At 47.4% G+C, this 19,847-nt stretch carries 17 protein-coding genes and 1 pseudogene; 4 read left to right on the forward strand and 14 right to left on the reverse strand.

Features of this window, described 5'->3' with window-relative positions; all coding sequences use genetic code 11:
* Window positions 1-63: 63 nt before the first annotated feature.
* On the reverse strand, window positions 64-999 hold the full coding sequence (locus ACQ661_RS01950) for a LysR family transcriptional regulator (RefSeq protein ID WP_153826040.1): 936 nt from the start codon (window positions 997-999) through the stop codon (window positions 64-66).
* 142 nt (window positions 1,000-1,141) lie between these two features.
* Here ACQ661_RS01950 and ACQ661_RS01955 point away from each other — a divergent pair, with 142 nt between their 5' ends.
* Window positions 1,142-1,705: an FMN-dependent NADH-azoreductase gene (locus ACQ661_RS01955; protein ID WP_153826039.1), complete on the forward strand. Its 564-nt coding sequence runs from the start codon at window positions 1,142-1,144 to the stop codon at window positions 1,703-1,705.
* Between the two features lie 87 nt (window positions 1,706-1,792).
* Here ACQ661_RS01955 and ACQ661_RS01960 read toward each other — a convergent pair whose 3' ends face one another.
* The 9 genes from ACQ661_RS01960 to sdhC form a co-directional block, all read right to left on the reverse strand.
* Window positions 1,793-2,653 (reverse strand): DMT family transporter, encoded by an 861-nt coding sequence (locus ACQ661_RS01960; RefSeq protein ID WP_431667446.1) that lies wholly within the window; start codon window positions 2,651-2,653, stop codon window positions 1,793-1,795.
* A 177-nt stretch (window positions 2,654-2,830) separates the two neighbouring features.
* Complete coding sequence (gene sucD / locus ACQ661_RS01965) at window positions 2,831-3,703, reverse strand: succinate--CoA ligase subunit alpha (protein ID WP_110075336.1); 873 nt, start codon at window positions 3,701-3,703, stop codon at window positions 2,831-2,833.
* Window positions 3,703-4,869 carry an ADP-forming succinate--CoA ligase subunit beta gene (gene sucC, locus ACQ661_RS01970; RefSeq protein ID WP_110075446.1) on the reverse strand — a complete coding sequence of 389 codons (1,167 nt, stop codon included), beginning with the start codon at window positions 4,867-4,869 and terminating at the stop codon, window positions 3,703-3,705. The genes sucD and sucC overlap by 1 nt, the downstream gene beginning before the upstream one ends.
* A 146-nt stretch (window positions 4,870-5,015) precedes the next feature.
* Window positions 5,016-6,545 (reverse strand): 2-oxoglutarate dehydrogenase complex dihydrolipoyllysine-residue succinyltransferase, encoded by a 1,530-nt coding sequence (gene odhB / locus ACQ661_RS01975; RefSeq protein ID WP_431667447.1) that lies wholly within the window; start codon window positions 6,543-6,545, stop codon window positions 5,016-5,018.
* A 13-nt stretch (window positions 6,546-6,558) separates the two neighbouring features.
* The gene (gene sucA / locus ACQ661_RS01980; RefSeq protein ID WP_153826036.1) at window positions 6,559-9,366 is read right to left on the reverse strand and encodes a 2-oxoglutarate dehydrogenase E1 component; all 2,808 of its coding nucleotides are present in this window, start codon (window positions 9,364-9,366) and stop codon (window positions 6,559-6,561) included.
* 101 nt (window positions 9,367-9,467) lie between these two features.
* Window positions 9,468-10,187 carry a succinate dehydrogenase iron-sulfur subunit gene (locus ACQ661_RS01985; protein WP_431667448.1) on the reverse strand — a complete coding sequence of 240 codons (720 nt, stop codon included), beginning with the start codon at window positions 10,185-10,187 and terminating at the stop codon, window positions 9,468-9,470.
* 14 nt (window positions 10,188-10,201) lie between these two features.
* Window positions 10,202-11,968, reverse strand: coding sequence for a succinate dehydrogenase flavoprotein subunit (sdhA, locus tag ACQ661_RS01990; RefSeq protein WP_162014491.1), 1,767 nt, complete (start codon window positions 11,966-11,968; stop codon window positions 10,202-10,204).
* Complete coding sequence (gene sdhD, locus ACQ661_RS01995) at window positions 11,969-12,325, reverse strand: succinate dehydrogenase, hydrophobic membrane anchor protein (protein ID WP_110075341.1); 357 nt, start codon at window positions 12,323-12,325, stop codon at window positions 11,969-11,971. It lies immediately after the preceding gene.
* Window positions 12,319-12,693: a succinate dehydrogenase, cytochrome b556 subunit gene (sdhC, locus tag ACQ661_RS02000; RefSeq protein WP_162014490.1), complete on the reverse strand. Its 375-nt coding sequence runs from the start codon at window positions 12,691-12,693 to the stop codon at window positions 12,319-12,321. Before sdhC ends, sdhD begins: the two co-directional genes overlap by 7 nt.
* Window positions 12,694-13,256: 563 nt before the next feature.
* Between sdhC and ACQ661_RS02005 the strand changes: the two genes are divergently transcribed.
* The 3 genes and pseudogenes from ACQ661_RS02005 to ACQ661_RS02015 all read left to right on the forward strand — a co-directional run.
* Window positions 13,257-14,537, forward strand: a complete 1,281-nt coding sequence (locus ACQ661_RS02005; RefSeq protein ID WP_110075343.1) for a citrate synthase — start codon at window positions 13,257-13,259, stop codon at window positions 14,535-14,537.
* A gap of 446 nt (window positions 14,538-14,983) precedes the next feature.
* Window positions 14,984-15,400, forward strand: coding sequence for an efflux RND transporter periplasmic adaptor subunit (locus ACQ661_RS02010; protein ID WP_431667573.1), 417 nt, complete (start codon window positions 14,984-14,986; stop codon window positions 15,398-15,400).
* Window positions 15,391-16,095: pseudogene (locus ACQ661_RS02015) on the forward strand (efflux RND transporter permease subunit); the annotation flags it as partial. The gene ACQ661_RS02010 and the pseudogene ACQ661_RS02015, both read left to right, overlap by 10 nt.
* Here the strand turns inward: ACQ661_RS02015 and kdsB are convergent.
* The 4 genes from kdsB to msbA are packed head-to-tail and all read right to left on the reverse strand — an operon-like array spanning window position 16,073 to window position 19,836.
* Complete coding sequence (gene kdsB, locus ACQ661_RS02020) at window positions 16,073-16,825, reverse strand: 3-deoxy-manno-octulosonate cytidylyltransferase (RefSeq protein ID WP_153826034.1); 753 nt, start codon at window positions 16,823-16,825, stop codon at window positions 16,073-16,075. The pseudogene ACQ661_RS02015 and the gene kdsB sit on opposite strands and share 23 nt — an antisense overlap.
* Window positions 16,822-17,019, reverse strand: a complete 198-nt coding sequence (locus ACQ661_RS02025) for a Trm112 family protein (RefSeq protein ID WP_153826033.1) — start codon at window positions 17,017-17,019, stop codon at window positions 16,822-16,824. The genes kdsB and ACQ661_RS02025 overlap by 4 nt, the downstream gene beginning before the upstream one ends.
* Before the next feature lie 25 nt (window positions 17,020-17,044).
* A complete protein-coding gene (gene lpxK / locus ACQ661_RS02030) occupies window positions 17,045-18,073 on the reverse strand; it encodes a tetraacyldisaccharide 4'-kinase (RefSeq protein WP_153826032.1) in 1,029 nt (342 codons plus the stop codon).
* Entirely contained in the window at window positions 18,073-19,836 is a 1,764-nt protein-coding gene (gene msbA / locus ACQ661_RS02035) for a lipid A export permease/ATP-binding protein MsbA (RefSeq protein ID WP_110075357.1), read from the reverse strand. The genes lpxK and msbA overlap by 1 nt, the downstream gene beginning before the upstream one ends.
* Between the last annotated feature and the right edge of the window lie 11 nt (window positions 19,837-19,847).

The following is a 19,847-nucleotide window of genomic DNA, read 5'->3' on the forward strand; positions in this document are numbered from 1 at the left end:
TCGTGCGTTTTCGATAAAACTTAAACGCTTGTTTAAATGATTGTAGTGAAGCGGCGCTAAAACTCAATCAATATTTGTTAACGAACGTTTCGCAATCACCGGCAGTCGGGCTGCCAAAAAATCTATAAAGACCCGCACCGCAGGCAGCAAGCCTCGGCGGTAAGGGTACACCATATGCATAATACCTAGTGGCAATGACCAATCGGGTAACACGCGTTCTAATTGCCCGGCAGCTACCGCCTGTTGGCACAAATAATTTGGCAGCGCCACCATTCCCAACCCAGCAATTGCAGCCTCTCTGAGAACAATCATATCGTCGGTGATTAACCGAGGTCGGAAACTCACTGCTAATTTATCGCCCGTATCTGAGGTTAAGTCATAGCGATATTGACCGCTGGTGTAGTGCAAACTTAAATGTGGAAAATGCACCAAATCTAACGGATGTTGTAACTCTTTAGCTATCGCAGCAACGTCGCCGCACGTAGGGCTTCGATAAAGGGTCAAGGGAGCATCGGCCAGCGGTCTTGCAATCAGCGATGAATCCTCAATACTTGAGCGCACCCGCAGCGCTACATCAATGCCCTCATCAATCAGGTTCACAGGCTTATTCGTCACCATCAGATTCACCCGTACTTCAGGATACAAGGCCATAAATTCGGGTAATAACGCCACCAACATGCTTTGGCTAATAGCATAGGGAGAACTCACATGAATATCCCCTCGCGGTGTATCCATCACCAGTTGCGTCACTTGTTGCGCCGCTTCGGCCGCTGCCACTAGCGTTTCACAATGCACCAGAAAAGCCTGGCCCACATCGGTTAGCTTAAGGCCGCGTGTACTTCGATGCAGCAGCCTTACCCCCTGCTGCTCTTCTAACTCGGTTAAGCGTCGACTGACAGTCGATTTTGGCATCTTCAGATCACGGGCTCCGGCACTGACGCTGCCCGCTGCGACCACTTTGGCAAAGATTAAATAATTAGTGAGATCAGGTAATGCCATAGGTTTCCTTTAACGACTCAACTGTTCCATATATGGAACGATGCTTTCCAATATACCTAGCTACCGACATAAATGGAACAGTGTAGAATAGCCATCATCAATTAATACCCAAGCATACAGCGCAAAATTTTAAGAGGTTGTTATGAATATTCTACACATAGATTCAGGCATTTTTATTGATCAGTCTGTCAGCCGTAAACTAAGCGCCGACATAGTTGCGCACCTGAGTGCGAAGCAATCGCCTACTCAGTTGGTGTACCGTGACTTAGTCACGCAGCCTGTGCCTCATTTAGACGCAAGCACATTATTAGACGGCGACAACGCTCTTACTCAGCAATTGATTGCTGAGGTACAAGCGGCCGACGTGTTAGTCATCGGCGCTCCTATGTACAACTTTACTATCCCAACTCAGCTGAAAGCTTGGTTAGATCGTATTTTAAAAGCTGGCGTGACCTTTAAGTATACCGAACAGGGTCCGGTTGGCTTACTTAACAATAAAACCGTTTACATAGCATCAGGTCGCGGTGGTATCTACAGCCAAGGTGAGGCAGCAGCCATGGATCATCAAGAAAGCTATTTAAAACAAGCGTTAGCTTTTGTTGGTATTACTGATGTTCACATCATTCGTGCTGAAGGCGTTAACCTAGGTGAAGAACCGCGAACAACTGCCTTGGCAGCAGCGGCAACCGCAGTAGCCTCACTCTAGTATCTATTTGTTGTGTGTTAAGCTCTTGAGCGACTCTAGCGAGTCGCTTTTTTTTGTCTATGGGTTGCTGTGTGTATCTCAGTACATCTAAGTACGTTTAAGCACCACCACTAAGATGCCACCTATAATTGCAACTGCTGCAATCAGCAAATGCATGGTAAGTACTTCATGAGCAAACAAAACCCCTCCTAGGGCAGCAATTAATGGTACTAACAATTGTCCAATAGCGGCGGTCGTCACAGTTATTTGGGGTAGCACCAAATACCAGATAGCGTAACCGACGCCTGAAGTAATAGCTCCAGAAACCATGGCCAGCATCACCCCATCGGTGGATACGATGAGCTCAGGGGCTTGCCACCAGAAAGCGATTAACACAAAAGGAATAGCGCGGACAAAATTAAAGGCAGTATTGGCGAGCGGAAAACCTCGTCCGCGTCCATGCACTGAATAGAATCCCCACGCCACACCGGCACTAGCCATCAACATAGCAGCTAAAAGTGACGATGGTAGCTGCATGCTAGGCACCAGCAAATACACAAAGCCGGCAAAGGCAATGACCACCCCCAACCATTCTCGGCGGCTTAGCCGCGTGCCTTGATAGAGGGTTATAGCTAACATACTTAACTGCACCGCGGTAAATAACACTAACGCACCAAATCCTGTTTGCAACTCCACGTAGGCATAAGAAAAAGCAATAGCATACCAACTTAGAGTAAGTGCGCCCCACCAGCTGCCCTTACTATAGGGTTGTTTTTGCGGCCGATGAAAGAAGCTACGTAACCACACCAACAGCACCAACATCACAGCCCCACTCACTATTCTGATCACAAGAAATGAAGCAGGATCTATGGCAGGCTCAAGTAATGCATAGCGATTAAGAATGGAATTTCCGGCAAACGCTACTAGTGCTATTGCAAAAAGAACAACTAATTTGAGACGGTTTACCATAGTCTGCTCCAGCAACTCTGCGGTTTGACGGTTGAGAAAAGATTGAGATGTAAGCTTGTCCCCCACCTTACCACGACCCTTATGGACCTTGTAGATAAAGCCATGATCTTGCACGCACAAAAAAGCCGCTCCATAGAGCGGCTTTTATTTAAGTTAGCAAGGATGCCGAAGCAGAGCTTACCAGCCCGTTTTTTCACGCAAAGCTTTACCGATATCGGCAAGACTACGCACGGTTTTAACACCAGCTGCTTCTAAGGCTGCGAATTTCTCGTCTGCAGTACCTTTACCACCAGAAATAATCGCACCAGCATGGCCCATGCGCTTACCTGGAGGAGCAGTCACACCAGCAATGTAAGATACTACTGGCTTGGTTACGTTATGCTTGATGTACTCTGCAGCTTCTTCTTCAGCAGTACCGCCGATCTCACCGATCATAACGATAGCTTCAGTTGCTGGATCTTTTTCGAACATCGCTAAGATATCGATAAAGTTTGAGCCTGGGATTGGGTCACCACCAATACCTACGCAAGTAGATTGGCCGAAACCTTCGTCAGTTGTTTGCTTAACAGCTTCATAGGTTAAGGTACCTGAACGAGATACGATACCTACTTTACCTGGCTTGTGAATGTGACCTGGCATAATACCGATCTTACATTCGCCTGGAGTGATCACGCCTGGGCAGTTTGGACCAATCATACGAACGCCTTTGTGCGTCAAATATTCTTTAACGTACAGCATATCGATGGTTGGAATACCTTCGGTGATACATACAATCAGCTCGATACCAGCATCTGCAGCTTCAACAATTGAATCTTTACAGAAAGGAGCTGGTACGTAGATAACTGAAGCAGTTGCGCCAGTTGCTTCTACAGCTTCGCGTACCGTGTTGAATACTGGTAAACCCAAGTGCGTTTGACCGCCTTTACCTGGAGTTACACCGCCAACCATTTGCGTACCATAGGCAATAGCTTGCTCAGAGTGGAATGTACCCTGACCGCCAGTAAAACCCTGGCAGATGACTTTGGTGTTTTTATCGATCAAGATAGACATTATTGACCTCCTGCCGCTGCAACCACTTTATCAGCTGCATCAGACAAACTTTCTGCTGCAATGATGTTGAGGCCACTTTCTGCTAATTTCTGCCGACCTAGTTCTGCGTTGTTACCTTCTAAACGCACTACTACAGGTACTTTCACGCCAACTTCTTCAACTGCGCCCATGATGCCTTCAGCAATCATGTCACAACGAACGATACCGCCGAAGATGTTAACTAAAACAGCCTTAACAGCGTTGTCAGACAAGATGATTTTAAATGCTTCAGTAACGCGCTCTTTGGTTGCGCCGCCACCAACATCCAAGAAGTTTGCTGGCTGACCGCCGGCAAGTTTAACGATGTCCATCGTACCCATCGCCAAACCAGCACCGTTCACCATACAGCCGATGTTGCCATCTAGAGCTACGTAGTTTAATTCCCACTTAGCTGCTTGGGCTTCACGCTCGTCTTCTTGTGAAGGATCGTGCATTTCACGGATTTTTGGTTGACGATACAGGGCGTTACTATCGATGTTGATTTTGCCGTCTAAGCAATGCAAGTTGCCTTGGTCGGTAATCACTAACGGGTTGATTTCTAACAATGCGAAATCGTACTGTTCAAACATCTTCGCTAAGCCCAAGAAGATTTTAGTGAATTGCTTCACTTGCTCTGGATTTAGGCCTAGTTTGAAACCAAGTTCACGACCTTGGTATGGCTGTGCGCCAACCGTTGGGTCGATGATTGCTTTAAGAATCTTCTCTGGAGTTTCTTCTGCAACTTTCTCGATTTCTACGCCACCTTCGGTTGATGCCATGAACACAATTTTACGTGTTGCACGGTCAACAACTGCACCTAAGTAAAGTTCTGAGGCGATGTCAGTTAAGCTTTCTACTAAAATTTTAGCGACCGGCTGACCGTTTGCGTCAGTCTGATAAGTCACCAAGTTTTTGCCTAACCAGTTACTCGCAAATGCGTGTACTTCGTCTAAGCTAGAAACCAATTTTACGCCGCCCGCTTTACCGCGGCCGCCTGCGTGTACTTGCGCCTTAACAACCCAACGCTCGCCACCAATTTTTTTAGCAGCTTCTACGGCTTCATCAGCAGTGTCTACTGCAAAGCCTTCAGATACTGGCAATCCGAACTCTCTAAAGAGTTGTTTAGCCTGATACTCATGCAAGTTCATGATGATCTTCCGATTCGTTTGAACAACAAAAGCAGCGTCATGCTGCTTACCCGAAAATTTCGCACACATTTTAACGTTTTGTGCGGAAAAATAATAGCCGCTTGTGTCATTGTCATGTAACTGACATCAAGCGGCTGTGTTATTTGTTAAATATCCAACAATAAACGTTGTGGATCTTCTAACAATTCTTTGATGGTTACTAAGAAGCCAACGGATTCTTTACCATCAATGATGCGGTGGTCGTAAGATAACGCCAAGTACATCATAGGTAGAATTTCTACCTTACCATCAACCGCCATCGGACGATCTTGGATTTTGTGCATACCCAAGATAGCGCTTTGCGGCGGGTTCAAGATTGGAGTTGAAAGCAATGAGCCGAATACGCCACCGTTCGTGATGGTGAAATTACCGCCTTGCATATCTTCCATGGTTAGTTTGCCATCACGACCTTTAAGTGCCAGATCACGAATGCCATTTTCAATATCAGCAATACTCATCTTATCAGTATCACGTAATACTGGAGTTACCAGACCACGTGGCGTAGAGACAGCGATGCTAATATCAAAATAATTGTGATAAACGATGTCATCACCATCAATCGATGCATTCACTTCAGGGAAACGCTTCAACGCTTCAGTAACAGCTTTGACATAGAAACCCATAAAGCCTAAACGGGTATCATGGCGCTTCTCAAATTCATCTTTGTACTTTGAACGTAAGTCCATGATTGGCTTCATGTTAACTTCGTTGAAAGTGGTTAACATGGCGGTTGCATTTTTTGCTTCTAGCAAACGCTTAGCGATGGTTTTACGCAAACGCGTCATAGGCACACGTTTTTGTTCACGCTCACCGGTTGCTACCGCAGCTGGGGCGCTTGCTGCTTTCGCTGGCTCAGCCTTTTTGCTGCCGTCTTTCAGATGCTTTTCAACATCTTCTTTAGTGACCCGACCGCCTTTACCAGTGCCTTTAACATCAGCTACTTGCAAGCCATTTTCAGCTAGCATACGACGTACTGCTGGGCCAGCCACTTCACTATCACCTTCGTCAGTCGCTTCTTCTTTAGCGTCGTCTGCTTTGCTTGAATCTGCAGCTGCGCTTGCGCCTGCTTCAACAATACCGATCACGTCATCAGCGCCTACAGTGGCACCTTCGTCAAACTTAATTTCAGCCAGAACCCCGTCAGCAGGAGCTACTACTTCTAGCACCACTTTGTCGGTCTCGATATCCACTAAGTTTTGGTCTCGAGTTACTGCATCACCAGCCTTAACGTGCCAAGTAGCGATGGTCGCATCAGCAACTGACTCTGGCAACTGAGGAACTTTAACTTCTAGCTTTTCACCAGAACCTGATGCTTGTTTAGCAGCTGGCTGGTCGGCCTTAGCTTCAGCTTTATCAGCTTTGCTGTCGTCTTTACTTTCTGCTTTAGCGGCGCTGCCATCAGCTTTTTCTAGCTTACCGATAACCTCGTCAGCACCTACAGTGGTGCCTTCTTCAGCAATGATGTCACCCATCACGCCGTCATCCGTTGCTACGACTTCTAACACCACTTTGTCGGTTTCGATGTCGACAAGGTTTTGGTCACGTGAAACTTTGTCACCTGGCTTAACATGCCAAGTAGCAACAGTTGCATCAGCAACTGATTCTGGTAATTGTGGAACTTTAATATCTATAGCCATGGTCAATTATCACCTATTTAATGGTTAGCGCGTCATCGACTAATTGTTGCTGCTGTTTATTGTGCTCAGACAAATAGCCTACCGCTGGTGCAGCAGATGCAGCACGACCGGCATACGTTAACTGAGCGCCCTTCGGAATTGCGGCCCAGAAATTGTGCTGGCTACTGTACCATGCACCTTGGTTCTGAGGCTCTTCCTGACACCAGACAAAATCTTTTACATGCTGATAATCTTTCATGATTTCAGCCATTTCTTCCGCTGGGAACGGATACAATTGCTCAACCCGAATAATTGCTACATCGGTTTGCTCGCGTTTACGACGCTCTTGTAACAAGTCGTAGTAAACCTTACCGGAACAGAGTACCACGCGTTTCACTTTTTTCGGATCTAAAGAATCGATTTCAGCAATCGCATTTTGGAACACGCCACTGGTCATATCCTCAAGATCAGATACCGCTAGCGGATGCCGTAACAGCGACTTCGGCGTCATCACGATCAATGGACGACGCACGGGACGTAACTGCTGTCGACGAATCATATGGAACACCTGAGCAGGTGTGGTAGGAACACACACCGACCAGTTATGATCTGCTGACAGTTGCAAGAAACGTTCTAACCGCGCCGAACTATGCTCTGGCCCTTGTCCTTCATAGCCATGAGGTAACAATAGAGTCAAACCACACAAGCGGCCCCACTTTTGTTCACCTGAGCTTAAGAACTGGTCGATAACTACTTGTGCGCCGTTAGCGAAATCACCAAACTGAGCTTCCCACATTACCAACGATTTGGGCTCTGCGGTAGCATAACCGTATTCAAACGCCACCACCGCTGCTTCTGATAATACCGAGTCATAAATTTCGATTTGGCCTTGGCCTTCACGAATATTATTTAGCGGCATAAAGGTGCTTGCGTCTTTTTGGTTATGCAATACGGCATGCCGATGGAAGAAGGTTCCGCGGCCTGAGTCTTGCCCAGTAAGACGGATATGCACCCCTTGGTCCACCAAGCTGGCATAAGCTAAGGTTTCAGCAAAACCCCAATCTGCTGGTTTTTCGCCGGCAGCCATTTTAGCGCGTTCTTCGTAAACTTTTTGAACTCGTGAATGCAGCTTGTGAGCTGTTGGCACAGTACTCATCGCCTCGCCAAGCTTAGTTAGCTGTTCGCGACTAATTTTTGCGTCGTAATCAACATCCCACTCGTTACCAATATATGGCTTCCAATCTGACGAGTGACTCTTCATGTCACGCCATTCGTCTACGACGATCTCACCTTTATCAAGTAAGTCACGGTAGTTATTGATCAAACTTTCTGCTTCATCCGCTGCCACAATTCCTGCATTGACCAAACGCTCAGCATAGATGGCACGAGGCACTGGGTGCTTCTTCACCTTGCTATACATTAGCGGTTGCGTTGCACTAGGTTCATCGGCCTCATTGTGGCCATGGCGGCGATAACAAACTAAATCGATCATCACATCGCGTTTGAACGTGTTGCGGAAATCGAGCGCTAGCTGAGACACAAAAATCACAGCTTCAGGGTCATCTGAATTAACGTGGAAGATTGGCGCCTGCACCATTTTCGCAATATCAGTACAATACTGAGTTGAACGAGTGTCTTCACGCTTAGAAGTGGTGAAACCTACTTGGTTGTTCACCACAATACGAATCGAACCACCCACCTGGTAGGCGCGGGTTTGAGACATATTGAAGGTTTCTTGCACGATACCTTGGCCAGCGATGGCAGAGTCACCATGGATGGTAATAGGTAGCACTTTGGCACCATCTTTATCGCCTAACCGATCCATCCGTGCCCGCACTGAGCCCATCACCACCGGGTTAACGATTTCTAAATGCGATGGGTTAAATGCTAAGGCTAAGTGCACATCACCGCCTTTAGTAGCAAAGTCTGACGAAAAGCCTGAATGGTATTTCACGTCACCAGAGCCTTTGCTGATGGCATGCTTGCCAGCAAATTCATCAAATAGATCTTGGGGCTTTTTACCTAAGACGTTCACCAGCACGTTTAAACGACCGCGGTGCGCCATACCGATAACAACTTCTTTGCCACCGTGCTCGCCACTGCGATGAATCAACTCTTTAAGCATAGGTACCAGAGCATCGCCACCCTCTAACGAGAAGCGTTTTGCGCCTGGGAATTTTGAGCCTAAGTATTTTTCCAGGCCATCAGCCGCAGTTAACTCTTGTAACAGTTTACGTTGCTGCTGTTGCTCAAATTTAGGACGGCCACGCACGCCTTCTAGACGTTGCTGAATCCAACGTTTTTCTTCGGTTGACACGATATGCATGTATTCAGCACCCACTGAGCCACAATAAATATCGTTCAACACTTGGTAGATTTCGCCCAGCTTCATGGTCTCTTGACCAACGGCTAGCGAACCTACATTAAATTCTTTGTCAAAATCGTCTTTGCTAAGCTCGTGGTGCTCTAACGACAAGTCCGCAACCGGCTCTTGTTTCCACAAATCAAGCGGGTCTAGGTTGGCGTGCTGATGGCCACGAAAACGATACGCATTAATCAGCTGCAAGACCTTCACTTGCTTCTGATCAGGAGCCCCTGCGGCAGCAGTGCCTGCTTGCTTCAATTTATTCTTGGCAAGGGTACGAAATTGGTCACGAATGGTACTGTGCTTAGTATCTTGAGCACTGCCTTCACGCGGCAGCTGATCAAAGAAAGTGCGCCACTCGTCACCCACCGACGTCGGGTCGTCGAGATATAACTCAAACAACTCTTCGACATACGCCATGTTACCACCGGCTAGGTGGGAGGATTCTAGCCAGGCTTGCATTACGCCATCTTGCATCGCTGTTCCTTCACACTCGTTTTACAAAAAAATAGCCACCCAAGCTGGATGGCTATTTCGATACAGCTCGGCCACAACTATAGCAAATCTATGCGAAATGGTTAAATCGCACGATTCAATAGCATGGATTTGATGTGTCCAATAGCCTTGGTTGGGTTCAACCCTTTCGGGCATACATTGACACAGTTCATAATGCCATGGCAGCGGAATACGCTGAAGGCATCATCTAACTCATCAAGACGCTGCTCGGTGGCAGTATCACGACTATCAATCAAGAACCGATAGGCATGTAACAAGCCAGCAGGACCGATAAACTTATCTGGATTCCACCAGAACGACGGACAAGAGGTTGAGCAACATGCACACAAGATGCACTCGTACAGACCGTCTAATTTCGCACGTTCTTCAATCGTTTGCAGACGCTCACGCGCTGGTGGAGTTTTGTCATCATTGATCAGATAAGGCTTAATCTTCTCATATTGAGCGTAGAACTGGCTCATATCTACAATCAAGTCACGAATCACTGGTAAGCCCGGTAATGGACGAATCACGATTTTCTTGTTGCCACCTTTAAGAGCTGACAATGGCGTGATACAAGCCAATCCGTTTTTACCATTCATGTTGAGGCCGTCAGAACCACATACACCTTCACGGCATGAACGACGGAACGCCAACGTTGGATCTTGCTCTTTCAGCAACAATAATAAATCCAACACCATCATGTCGCGATTAGCTTCCACTTCAATGGAGTAATCCTTCATGTACGGGGCGTTATCAACGTCCGGGTTGTAACGATACACTGAAATATTCAACGTCTTCATCGTTTCACCTAACCTTAGTAAGTCCGCGCTTTCGGCGGGAATGCTTCGCGCAGCTTAGGCTGCATGTTAACTTCGCGCTTCACAATAGATTCATCTTGTGGGCGATACACGGTATGTACCAACCAGTTGTCATCATCGCGATCTGGGAAGTCAGCACGGCTATGCGCACCACGGCTTTCCGTACGGAAGTTAGCTGCTACTGCGGTTGAATAGGCAGTTTCCATTAAGTTATCCAACTCTAAGCACTCAATGCGCTGGGTGTTGAATTCTTTACTGGTATCGTCAAGACGTGCATTTTTCAGCCGCTCACGAATCTGTTTCAACTCTTCTAAGCCTTCAGCCATCGCTTTCCCTTCACGGAATACCGAGAAGTTTAACTGCATGCAACGCTGCAAATCTTTCTTAATTTGAACCGGATCTTCGCCATCTTTGTTGTTTTCCCAACGACGAACACGTGCCAACGCAGCATCGATATCATCCTGACGAGCTTCTTTCGCATCGCCCAATGATGCCATTGCCTCGGCCAAATGTAAGCCTGTTGCACGACCAAATACCACCAAGTCTAACAACGAGTTACCACCAAGACGGTTAGCACCGTGCACCGATACGCACGCAATCTCACCACAGGCAAATAAGCCGTGAATTGGCGTAGGGTTGCCTTGGTCGTCGATCTGCAATGCTTGACCGTTAACATCGGTAGGAATACCGCCCATCATGTAATGACAGGTTGGGATAACTGGAATCGGCTCTTCGGCTGGATCAACGTGAGCAAAGGTTTTAGCCAAATCGCACACGCCTGGTAAGCGGCTTTCTAAAACATCACGACCTAAGTGGTCTAGTTTCAGTTTCAAGTGTGGCCCTAATGGACCATCGCAACCACGGCCTTCACGAATTTCCGTCATCATTGAACGAGCTACCACGTCACGCGATGCTAAATCTTTAGCATTCGGAGCATAACGCTCCATAAAGCGCTCGCCATCTTTGTTCAACAAGTAACCACCTTCGCCGCGGCAACCTTCAGTTACTAAGGTACCGGCACCGGCAATACCAGTTGGGTGGAACTGCCACATTTCCATATCTTGCACTGGTACGCCAGCGCGTAATGCCATACCTACACCGTCACCGGTATTGATGTGAGCATTGGTGGTTGATGCGTAAATACGACCCGCACCACCCGTTGCTAACACCACAGCTTTCGCTTTAACGTAGAAGATTTCGCCAGTTTCGATGTTCAGGGTGGTCACCCCAACAATGGCACCGTCTTCGTTTTTAACTAAATCTAGTGCATACCACTCAGAAAAAACGGTGGTTTTATTTTTGACGTTTTGCTGATAAAGCAAATGCAATAAGGCGTGACCGGTACGGTCGGCAGCAGCTGCAGTACGCGCTGCCTGCTCGCCACCAAAGGCTTTTGATTGACCACCGAATGGACGCTGATAAACTTTACCATTCTCGAAACGTGAGAAAGGCAAGCCCATGTTTTCTAGTTCCAAAATGGCTTCCGGACCTGTTTTACACATGTATTCGATCGCGTCTTGGTCACCAATATAGTCTGAGCCTTTCACGGTATCAAACATGTGCCATTCCCAGTTATCTTCGTGCGCATTTCCTAACGCTACGGTGATACCACCTTGCGCTGAAACTGTGTGCGAACGAGTTGGGAATACTTTAGACATCAAGGCACAGGTCATGCCCGCTTGAGAAATTTGTAAAGCAGCGCGCATACCTGCGCCGCCAGCGCCGATTACTACGGCATCAAATTCGAGTGTTTGTACGCTCACTTAGACACCCTCCACTGGCCACACTACCAATAAACCGGCTAACCAGTAAACGATAAGTGCAACACATACCACATATTGAAGAAAAGCTCGTAAGCCGGTGTTTTTAACGTAGTCAGTTAAAACTTGGAATATCCCAATCCAGCCGTGAATTAACACCGCGGTTAAGGCCAACATGGTAAAGATCTTCATACCTAGGTTAGCGAATAAGTTAGTCCAAGTTGCATACGTTAACGTGTCGGCTGACACCAGGAAGCTCACCATAAAGATGGTGTATAACGCCATGATGATGGCGGATGCACGAATTAAAATAAAATCGTGGCTGCCTGAACGGCCGAAGGTTGAAGCTGCTTTTACCATAACCACACCCCTACCAGTATTGAAACAAGGATTGCTAAAACGAATACGGCTTGTGCACTGATGCGGCCTGAATCAAGCTCTTCCCAGTGACCAAGGTCCATAACCATGTGACGTACACCTGCTAACAAGTGATACCCCAAGGCGGTTAAAATACCCCAAGCAATAAACTTAGCAACGAAGCCGGTAAGCAGGTCTTGCACGAGCGCAAAGCCTTCAGCTGATTGCAATGATGTAGCTAGCGCCCAGACCAAAAAGCCAACACCGCCTAGCATGATAACACCAGACACGCGATGGAGAATGGAACTGATTGCCGCAGCAGGAAATCTAATAGTACTTAGTTCTAAATTTACAGGTCTTTGTTTTTTCACGATTGTTGTGCCTTACAGAAAAGCATTGATAACATGCTCGGAACTTCAAACATCCTCATAATCGAGCATTGACTAGAGGACCCTGTGAGATCGCCGCCAAAGTATATAAGCCATAACACTTAATTACAATTATCAAACAGCGGCTTTCTGCTTAAAAACGCAAATTAATTCAGATTAGATCAAGACAATAAAATCCAGCACTAAATGACAATCCGACCTTAGTAGTATACCGCTCGCACAGGGATGAGCGTATAACAGCAGTTGGATTTTTTTGTCATCGTTTGGCTGATCCCAGTTGACGCTCTTGCCAACTGCAAGCAAACTAACAAACCCGGTGCATCGATCACCGCTAGCACCGAAAAAGTTAATGGGCGATAATCTAACTGTCACACAGTTGCGTAATCATACTCGGTTGTGTTGCCTAGCAAGACACTCAGTGTTGACCTAAATCAATACAAAGATGTGGTTCAAACAACTGTTTGAATTGACACGGAGGGTTAAGATCTAGTAAATTCTATCGCCCTTTTTAGTGATGAAGCAGACTTAAACAAGGAGATTTCCTTATGGCTGATCGTAAAGCCACCCTGCAGATTGACGGCCAATCCATTGAATTGCCAGTTTTATCTGGTACAGCCGGCTATGATGTAATTGACGTGCGTACTTTAGGCAAGCATGGTTTTTTCACCTTCGACCCGGGCTTCCTAGCAACAGGATCTTGTGAATCAAAGATCACCTACATTGATGGTGAGCAAGGCATTCTTCTGCATCGCGGATATCCTATTGATCAGCTAGCGACTCAAGCGGACTATCTCGAAGTGTGTTACATGTTGCTGCACGGTGAAGCACCAACGCGTGAAGAATATGATGCGTTTAAGCAAACCATCACCAAGCACACCATGGTTCACCAAGGTTTGCATAATTTCTTTAACGGCTTCCGTCGTGATGCGCACCCTATGGCTATGCTATGTGCCGTTACCGGAGCTTTATCTTCGTTTTATCATGCTGATCTCGATATTCACGACGAGCAAGCGCGCTTACGTAGTGGCTATCGCTTGGTCGCTAAAATGCCGACGATTGCTGCGATGGCCTATAAATTTAGCATCGGCCAACCGTTCGTGTACCCTCGTAACGACCTGAGCTATGCTGAAAACTTCTTGAATATGATGTTCTCAGTACCGGCTGAAGATTACAAAATCAGCCCGACCATCGCCAAAGCTATGGATCGCATTTTCACTTTGCATGCGGATCATGAGCAAAACGCTTCAACCTCAACCGTACGTTTAGCCGGCTCTTCAGGCGCTAACCCGTACGCTTGTATTGCCGCGGGTGTCGCATCTTTGTGGGGACCAGCTCATGGTGGTGCCAACGAAGCTTGCTTGCGTATGTTGAGTGAGATTGGTTCTGTTGAAAACATTCCTAAGTACGTTGAAAAAGCCAAAGATAAGAACGATCCGTTCCGTCTGATGGGCTTTGGTCACCGCGTTTACAAGAACTTTGACCCACGTGCTACCGTCATGCGTGAAAGTGCCCACGAAGTACTCAAAGAGTTAAACATCCAAGATCCATTGTTAGATGTCGCTATGGAACTTGAGCGTATTGCTCTTGAAGACCCGTACTTTGTTGAGAAGAAACTGTACCCGAACGTAGACTTCTACTCAGGTATCATCCTGAAAGCTATTGGTATTCCTACTAATATGTTTACGGTTATTTTTGCCTTATCGCGAACTGTCGGTTGGATTTCACACTGGCACGAAATGATGGGTGAAGCGAATCAGAAGATTGGACGTCCACGTCAATTATACACAGGTTCAGCACAACGCGATTTTAAACCACTGAAACGCTAACATCTCAGTGGGAATCGCCACTTTTTAGTGAAAAGCACTCTTCGGAGTGCTTTTTTTTGTTTTCTCTTCAATAAACCTTTTCTGTCTCGTCTTCATCTAAACCATCGAGGCACCTGTATAAAACCTTTAAAACAAAGGGTTAAGCCAATTTTTTAAACGCTAGTGATAAAATTGGCACGTTCTATGCATCTGTCTTCATATCTGGTCATTACACCAACACCTACTGACCGAAAACCAATATCTAATAATAACGAGTGATTAACGCATTCAATCGGGACAAGATGATGAACACCTACAGAAATACTAATCGATTTGCCGCAGTAGCCTTGCTCTCAATGCTAGCACTACCTATCAGTGCCTGTAGCGATGCCGGCGCTAATAACGAAAGCGCTGTAGACATACAACAAACTCAGGTGGCACGTATTCCAGTTGCCACTCAGACGGTTATGGCTGGTGAAATAACCTCAAGTTTTAAATCGACAGCAACTCTTGAAGCGCGCGATGAAGCTGATGTCACCAGTAAAGCCACGGGCATTATTGAAACGATTTTGGTTGAGGAAGGTGATTATGTTGAAGCTGGACAATTACTCGCTCACATGCGTGACGACGAATATCGAATACAGGTTGCCCAAGCTCGCGCCGAGCTAAACTCCACTAAGCAAGAATTAAAACGTGTAAAGGATATGGCTGAGCGCGACATGATCAGCGCCGATGCGTATGACAAATTGCGCTTTCAAGCCGAGATATTACAAGCGAAATACGACATGGCAGCATTAAATCTCGCAGAAACCGAGATTCGAGCACCTATCAGTGGCTACATTGCTTTTCGTTACGTTAAACCCGGCAACCTAGTACGTCATTAACGATTGATGCTAACCTAACCGACCTTACCACCAACGAAGCACGTGATGAAATCACCGCGGCTCTGAGTCAGTTGCAGTTACCGCAGGGTTATTTGTGGAGTTTAGATGGTAGCTTTGAACGGCAACGTGAAAACGAAAGCGTTATGCTGGTGAATACCCTACTTGCCGTGGCTCTGATCTACATTGTTATGGCTGCGTTGTTCGAGTCAATCCTGCTCCCGACAGCGGTCATAACCTCGCTCTTATTCTCTATTGTTGGGGTGTTTTGGGCGCTACTCATCACCGGACAGTCGATTTCCGTGATGGCCATGATCGGGATTTTGATCCTGATGGGAATTGTGGTGAATAATGGCATTGTCTTAGTCGACCGCATCAACCAATTACTGGCTAGCGGAGCAAGCCTGCAAGAAGCCATCATTGAGGGAAGTGTCAGCCGCTTGCGGCCCATATTAATGACGGTTTCAACCACGGTATTAGGTTTGTTGCCGTTAGCCTTCGGCACCACTCAAATTGGTGGCGATGGTCCTCCTTATGCACCTATGGCGATTGCCATAATAGGTGGTTTGGTCTTCTCGACTCTCACCAGTTTGTTCTTGGTACCTTACGCCTATGCCCGTTTGATAGGTATGCGAGCGCGCTGGCAGCGGTTGTGCCAGCACGCGCAGATAAAAGTTAGTCAGTTACTTCCTGATTAGCTCGTGCTAGGTCGGCTGGTGTATCAATACCAGCCGGCGGCGACGCAATGGCTTCCGCAACATGAATGCGTTCACCGTACCAAAGCACTCGTAATTGCTCTAACGACTCGATTTGCTCAAGCGGGCTTGGCTCCCACTCAACATAACGCCAAACAAAACCTGCCCGGTAGGCATAAATGCCAATATGGCGACGATAGTCGGCAAGCTCACCTAAGCGTGCGCGGCATAAACCATCGCGCTCGTAAGGAATTGGCGCCCGACTAAAGTACAAGGCATAGCCGTTCACATCAGTGACCACCTTTACTGCATGAGAGCTGGTGACTTCTTCTAAATTATGAATAGGCACGGCTAACGTCGCCATCTGTGCTTGCTTTTGATTGGCTAGATTGTCTGCTACTTGGCGGATTATCTCAGGCGGTATAAAAGGCTCATCACCTTGCACATTAACCACCACATGATCATCCGCAATCGCTAAATATTCGATCACTTCAGCAATGCGCTCAGTGCCCGAGTTGTGGGCACTTGAGGTTAACATAGCGCGCCCACCAAATGCCTCAACCGCATCCACGATACGCTGATCATCGGTGGCAACAATCACTTCCGCAGCACCGGCTGCTGCAGCGCGCTCATACACCCGCTGAATCATCGATTTATTACCAATCATCGCCAACGGCTTACCCGGTAACCTAGTGGAGGCATACCGCGCCGGAATAATCACTGTAAAGCTCATGAGGGAAGTTGCTCCAAATCAGTCGCTGTTAATTCACGTGCTGCGGTCGTCAACAGCATGGGAATATCGTTACGAATAGGAAATGCTAATTTATCACCACGGCAAATCAATTCTCGGCTTGGCGCATGCCAAACCAAGCGCCCCTTACATAAGGGGCAAGCCAAGATTGCTAATGTTTTATTATCTACAGCCATTCTCTACTCCTCAAAAACCTGCAAACTATCCATTCGCTTCCGTTGATAGGGCGACTTGCTGTTGGGCTGCTAGAGGCGCTAGCAGCTGTTGCAATTGCAGCCAAAAATCTTGTTCAAAGTGCGCTTGCACCGGCAAATAATACCAGTTCTCAGGGGCGAAAGAGCGGCATTTAGCGGCATCTTTTTCCGTCATTAAAACCGTATGGTCAGCTGGCATGGACGCAAAGTCGCTGGCTTGATAAGCATAATGGTCGGCAAAAGGATAGCAAGCTGCCGGCTCGATACGAAGCTGCTTTAAAGTGGCAAAAAAGCGTTGCGGATGACCAATACCAGCCACAGCCACATAAGGCGGGGGAGGTAATGGCATCGGCTGCTGACTTGCTACTTGATGCCACCTGCCAGCTTGCAAGCTAAACTGCCAGCCCCAACTGCGTTCACCCGTGCCATTCTGCACCACTAAATCTACCTGTTGTAAGCGGTGCTGCGGCTCCCGTAACGGCCCCATGGGTAAGCGCCAACCATTGCCAAGGCCGCGCTCAGCATCAATCACAGCCAGCTCAAGATCACGAGCTAAGGCGTAATGCTGCAAGCCATCATCGCTGACAATAAGATTAATCTGGGGATGCTGTTGAAGTAACAGCTTGATACTCTGCTCACGGTTGCTGCCAACGGCTACCGGTACCTGGCAGCGCTGCGCTAATAACCAAGGCTCATCACCACTATGACGCGCGTTAATGGCGGGGTCGATAGTGCTATCGAGCAATAAGGGAAACGGCCCCTGCCCGCCGTACCCGCGTGAAATGATAGCGGGCTGCCAGCCTTGGGCTTTTAGCCAGGCAATTAGCGCTTGGGTGACGGGCGTTTTACCCGTGCCACCGACACTAATATTACCTACCACAATGACTGGAACTGGCGCTCGATAAGCGCGCTTTAAGCCAATTTTATAACTCCACCGGCGCAGGTTACTCAGAAGCACAAATAAGGCCTGTAACGGCAGCAGCAAAACGAGCCACCAAGTTAAGCGGGGCCGGTACCAGGCCCGCTGCAACGCCATTACAACTCGCCTCCATTAAACTGCAGGCTGTGCAATTGATAATAAGCGCCTTGACGTTCAATAAGCTCGGCATGGCTGCCACGCTCTAGAACTTTGCCGTCTTCCATCACTAAAATCTCATCGGCATTTTCGATGGTTGATAGCCGATGTGCAATCACGATCGAGGTACGATTCTGCTGTAACCGGCTCAGTGCTTTTTGGATGTGTCGTTCTGATTCAGTATCCAACGCCGATGTCGCCTCATCTAAAATTAAAATCGGAGCATCACGCAACAAAGCGCGGGCTATAGCGATCCGTTGACGCTGACCACCAGATAACATCACCCCATTCTCACCAACCATGGTATCTAACCCAAGTGGCAAGTTATCCGTAAATTCGGTGATAAAGGCTTGTTCTGCTACTTCGCGGATACGTTCTGGGGTTACTTCACTACGCGCACCATAGGCAATGTTATTGGCGATGGTATCGTTAAACAAAGTCACATGCTGAGATACCAACGCAAACTGACGCCGCAAACATTTGAGTTTGTAGTCGTAAATATCCACGCCATCAAGCAAGATCCTACCCCCTTGCGGGGTATAGAAACGTGTCAGCAAGTTCGAGATGGTCGATTTACCACTGCCCGAACGCCCTACCAGGGCCAAGGTTTTACCCGCCGTCACTTCAAAGCTAACGTGATCCAAGGCCGGCGCATCGCTATCGCCATATGCAAACTGTACATCGTCAAAACGAATATTGCCTTGCGCTCGCTCTATCACCAACTTGCCGGTATCTTGCTCTGGACGCTCATCTAATACTTCAAAGATACTCTGCGCCGCAGCAATGCCTCGTTGAAAATCACTATTGACAGTGGTTAATTGTTTGAGCGGACGCAGTAGCATGATCATCGACGTTAACAAAGTAGTAAAGGCACCTGCCGAGAGCTCTGTGAGCATCTCTGGAAAGCTGGCCAACACCAACACCATCGACAAACTAAAAGAGGCGATCAGCTGAATCACCGAGGTGCTTAGAGATTGCGAGGTGACCAGCTTCATATTTTGATTACGAGTGACATTATTAATATCACTGAAGCGTTTAGATTCGCGTTTTTGGCCTTCGTACATCACCACCACTTTATGCCCATTTAGCATCTGTTCTGCCGTGGTGGTGACATTGCCCATCGCCGTTTGAATACGGCGCGATACTTGCCGAAAACGTTTAGAAACCACGGACACCACTTTAGCAATAAGCGGTCCCACCACCAAAAATACTAAACTAAGCTGCCAGCTATGATAGAACATCAAGCTCAACAAGCCGATCACAAAGGCACCTTCACGGATCAAGACAAGCACCGCACGGCTACTAGCCTCAGCGACTTGTTGTGAGGTGTAAGTAATTTTGGACAGCAGTTCGCCGGTTGAGTGGTTGTCGTGAAAGCTAACGGGTAACTTCACCATGTGGTCAAACAGCTGTTGCCGCATGGTTGTCACAACCCGAAAACCTACCCAATTCAAGAAGTAGGTCGAAATAAAGTTAAATAAGCCACGACCTATAAAAACCAAAGGTACAAAAATTGCACCGTAAAGCAAAATTTTAGGGTTATGTTCGGTTAAACCATCATCAATCAGGGTTTCTATCTGGGAGAAGAAAAAAGTATCAACTGCCGCGTAACCTAACATGCCAAAAATCGACAGTGCAAAGGCTGCACGATAAGGTTTTATGTACGCTAACAAGCGCTTAAAAGTGCGCTGTTTAACAGCGTCTGGGATAGTTTCTGTGCTCATGTAATATGCTG

Source organism: Pseudidiomarina sp. WS423 (assembly GCF_050750165.1).
GTDB classification, from domain to species: domain Bacteria; phylum Pseudomonadota; class Gammaproteobacteria; order Enterobacterales; family Alteromonadaceae; genus Pseudidiomarina; species Pseudidiomarina fusca.

Coding starts and splice junctions, on each gene's coding strand:
- kdsB (WP_153826034.1), bottom strand. CDS start 16,825: ATGAGCTTTACAGTGATTATTCCGGCGCGGTATGCCTCCACTAGGTTA.
- ACQ661_RS01985 (WP_431667448.1), bottom strand. CDS start 10,187: ATGAAGACGTTGAATATTTCAGTGTATCGTTACAACCCGGACGTTGAT.
- lpxK (WP_153826032.1), bottom strand. CDS start 18,073: ATGGCGTTGCAGCGGGCCTGGTACCGGCCCCGCTTAACTTGGTGGCTC.
- ACQ661_RS02025 (WP_153826033.1), bottom strand. CDS start 17,019: ATGGCTGTAGATAATAAAACATTAGCAATCTTGGCTTGCCCCTTATGT.
- ACQ661_RS01960 (WP_431667446.1), bottom strand. CDS start 2,653: ATGGTAAACCGTCTCAAATTAGTTGTTCTTTTTGCAATAGCACTAGTA.
- sucA (WP_153826036.1), bottom strand. CDS start 9,366: ATGCAAGATGGCGTAATGCAAGCCTGGCTAGAATCCTCCCACCTAGCC.
- sucC (WP_110075446.1), bottom strand. CDS start 4,869: ATGAACTTGCATGAGTATCAGGCTAAACAACTCTTTAGAGAGTTCGGA.
- odhB (WP_431667447.1), bottom strand. CDS start 6,545: ATGGCTATAGATATTAAAGTTCCACAATTACCAGAATCAGTTGCTGAT.
- sucD (WP_110075336.1), bottom strand. CDS start 3,703: ATGTCTATCTTGATCGATAAAAACACCAAAGTCATCTGCCAGGGTTTT.
- ACQ661_RS02010 (WP_431667573.1), top strand. CDS start 14,984: ATGGCTGGTGAAATAACCTCAAGTTTTAAATCGACAGCAACTCTTGAA.
- sdhD (WP_110075341.1), bottom strand. CDS start 12,325: ATGGTAAAAGCAGCTTCAACCTTCGGCCGTTCAGGCAGCCACGATTTT.
- ACQ661_RS01955 (WP_153826039.1), top strand. CDS start 1,142: ATGAATATTCTACACATAGATTCAGGCATTTTTATTGATCAGTCTGTC.
- ACQ661_RS02005 (WP_110075343.1), top strand. CDS start 13,257: ATGGCTGATCGTAAAGCCACCCTGCAGATTGACGGCCAATCCATTGAA.
- ACQ661_RS01950 (WP_153826040.1), bottom strand. CDS start 999: ATGGCATTACCTGATCTCACTAATTATTTAATCTTTGCCAAAGTGGTC.
- msbA (WP_110075357.1), bottom strand. CDS start 19,836: ATGAGCACAGAAACTATCCCAGACGCTGTTAAACAGCGCACTTTTAAG.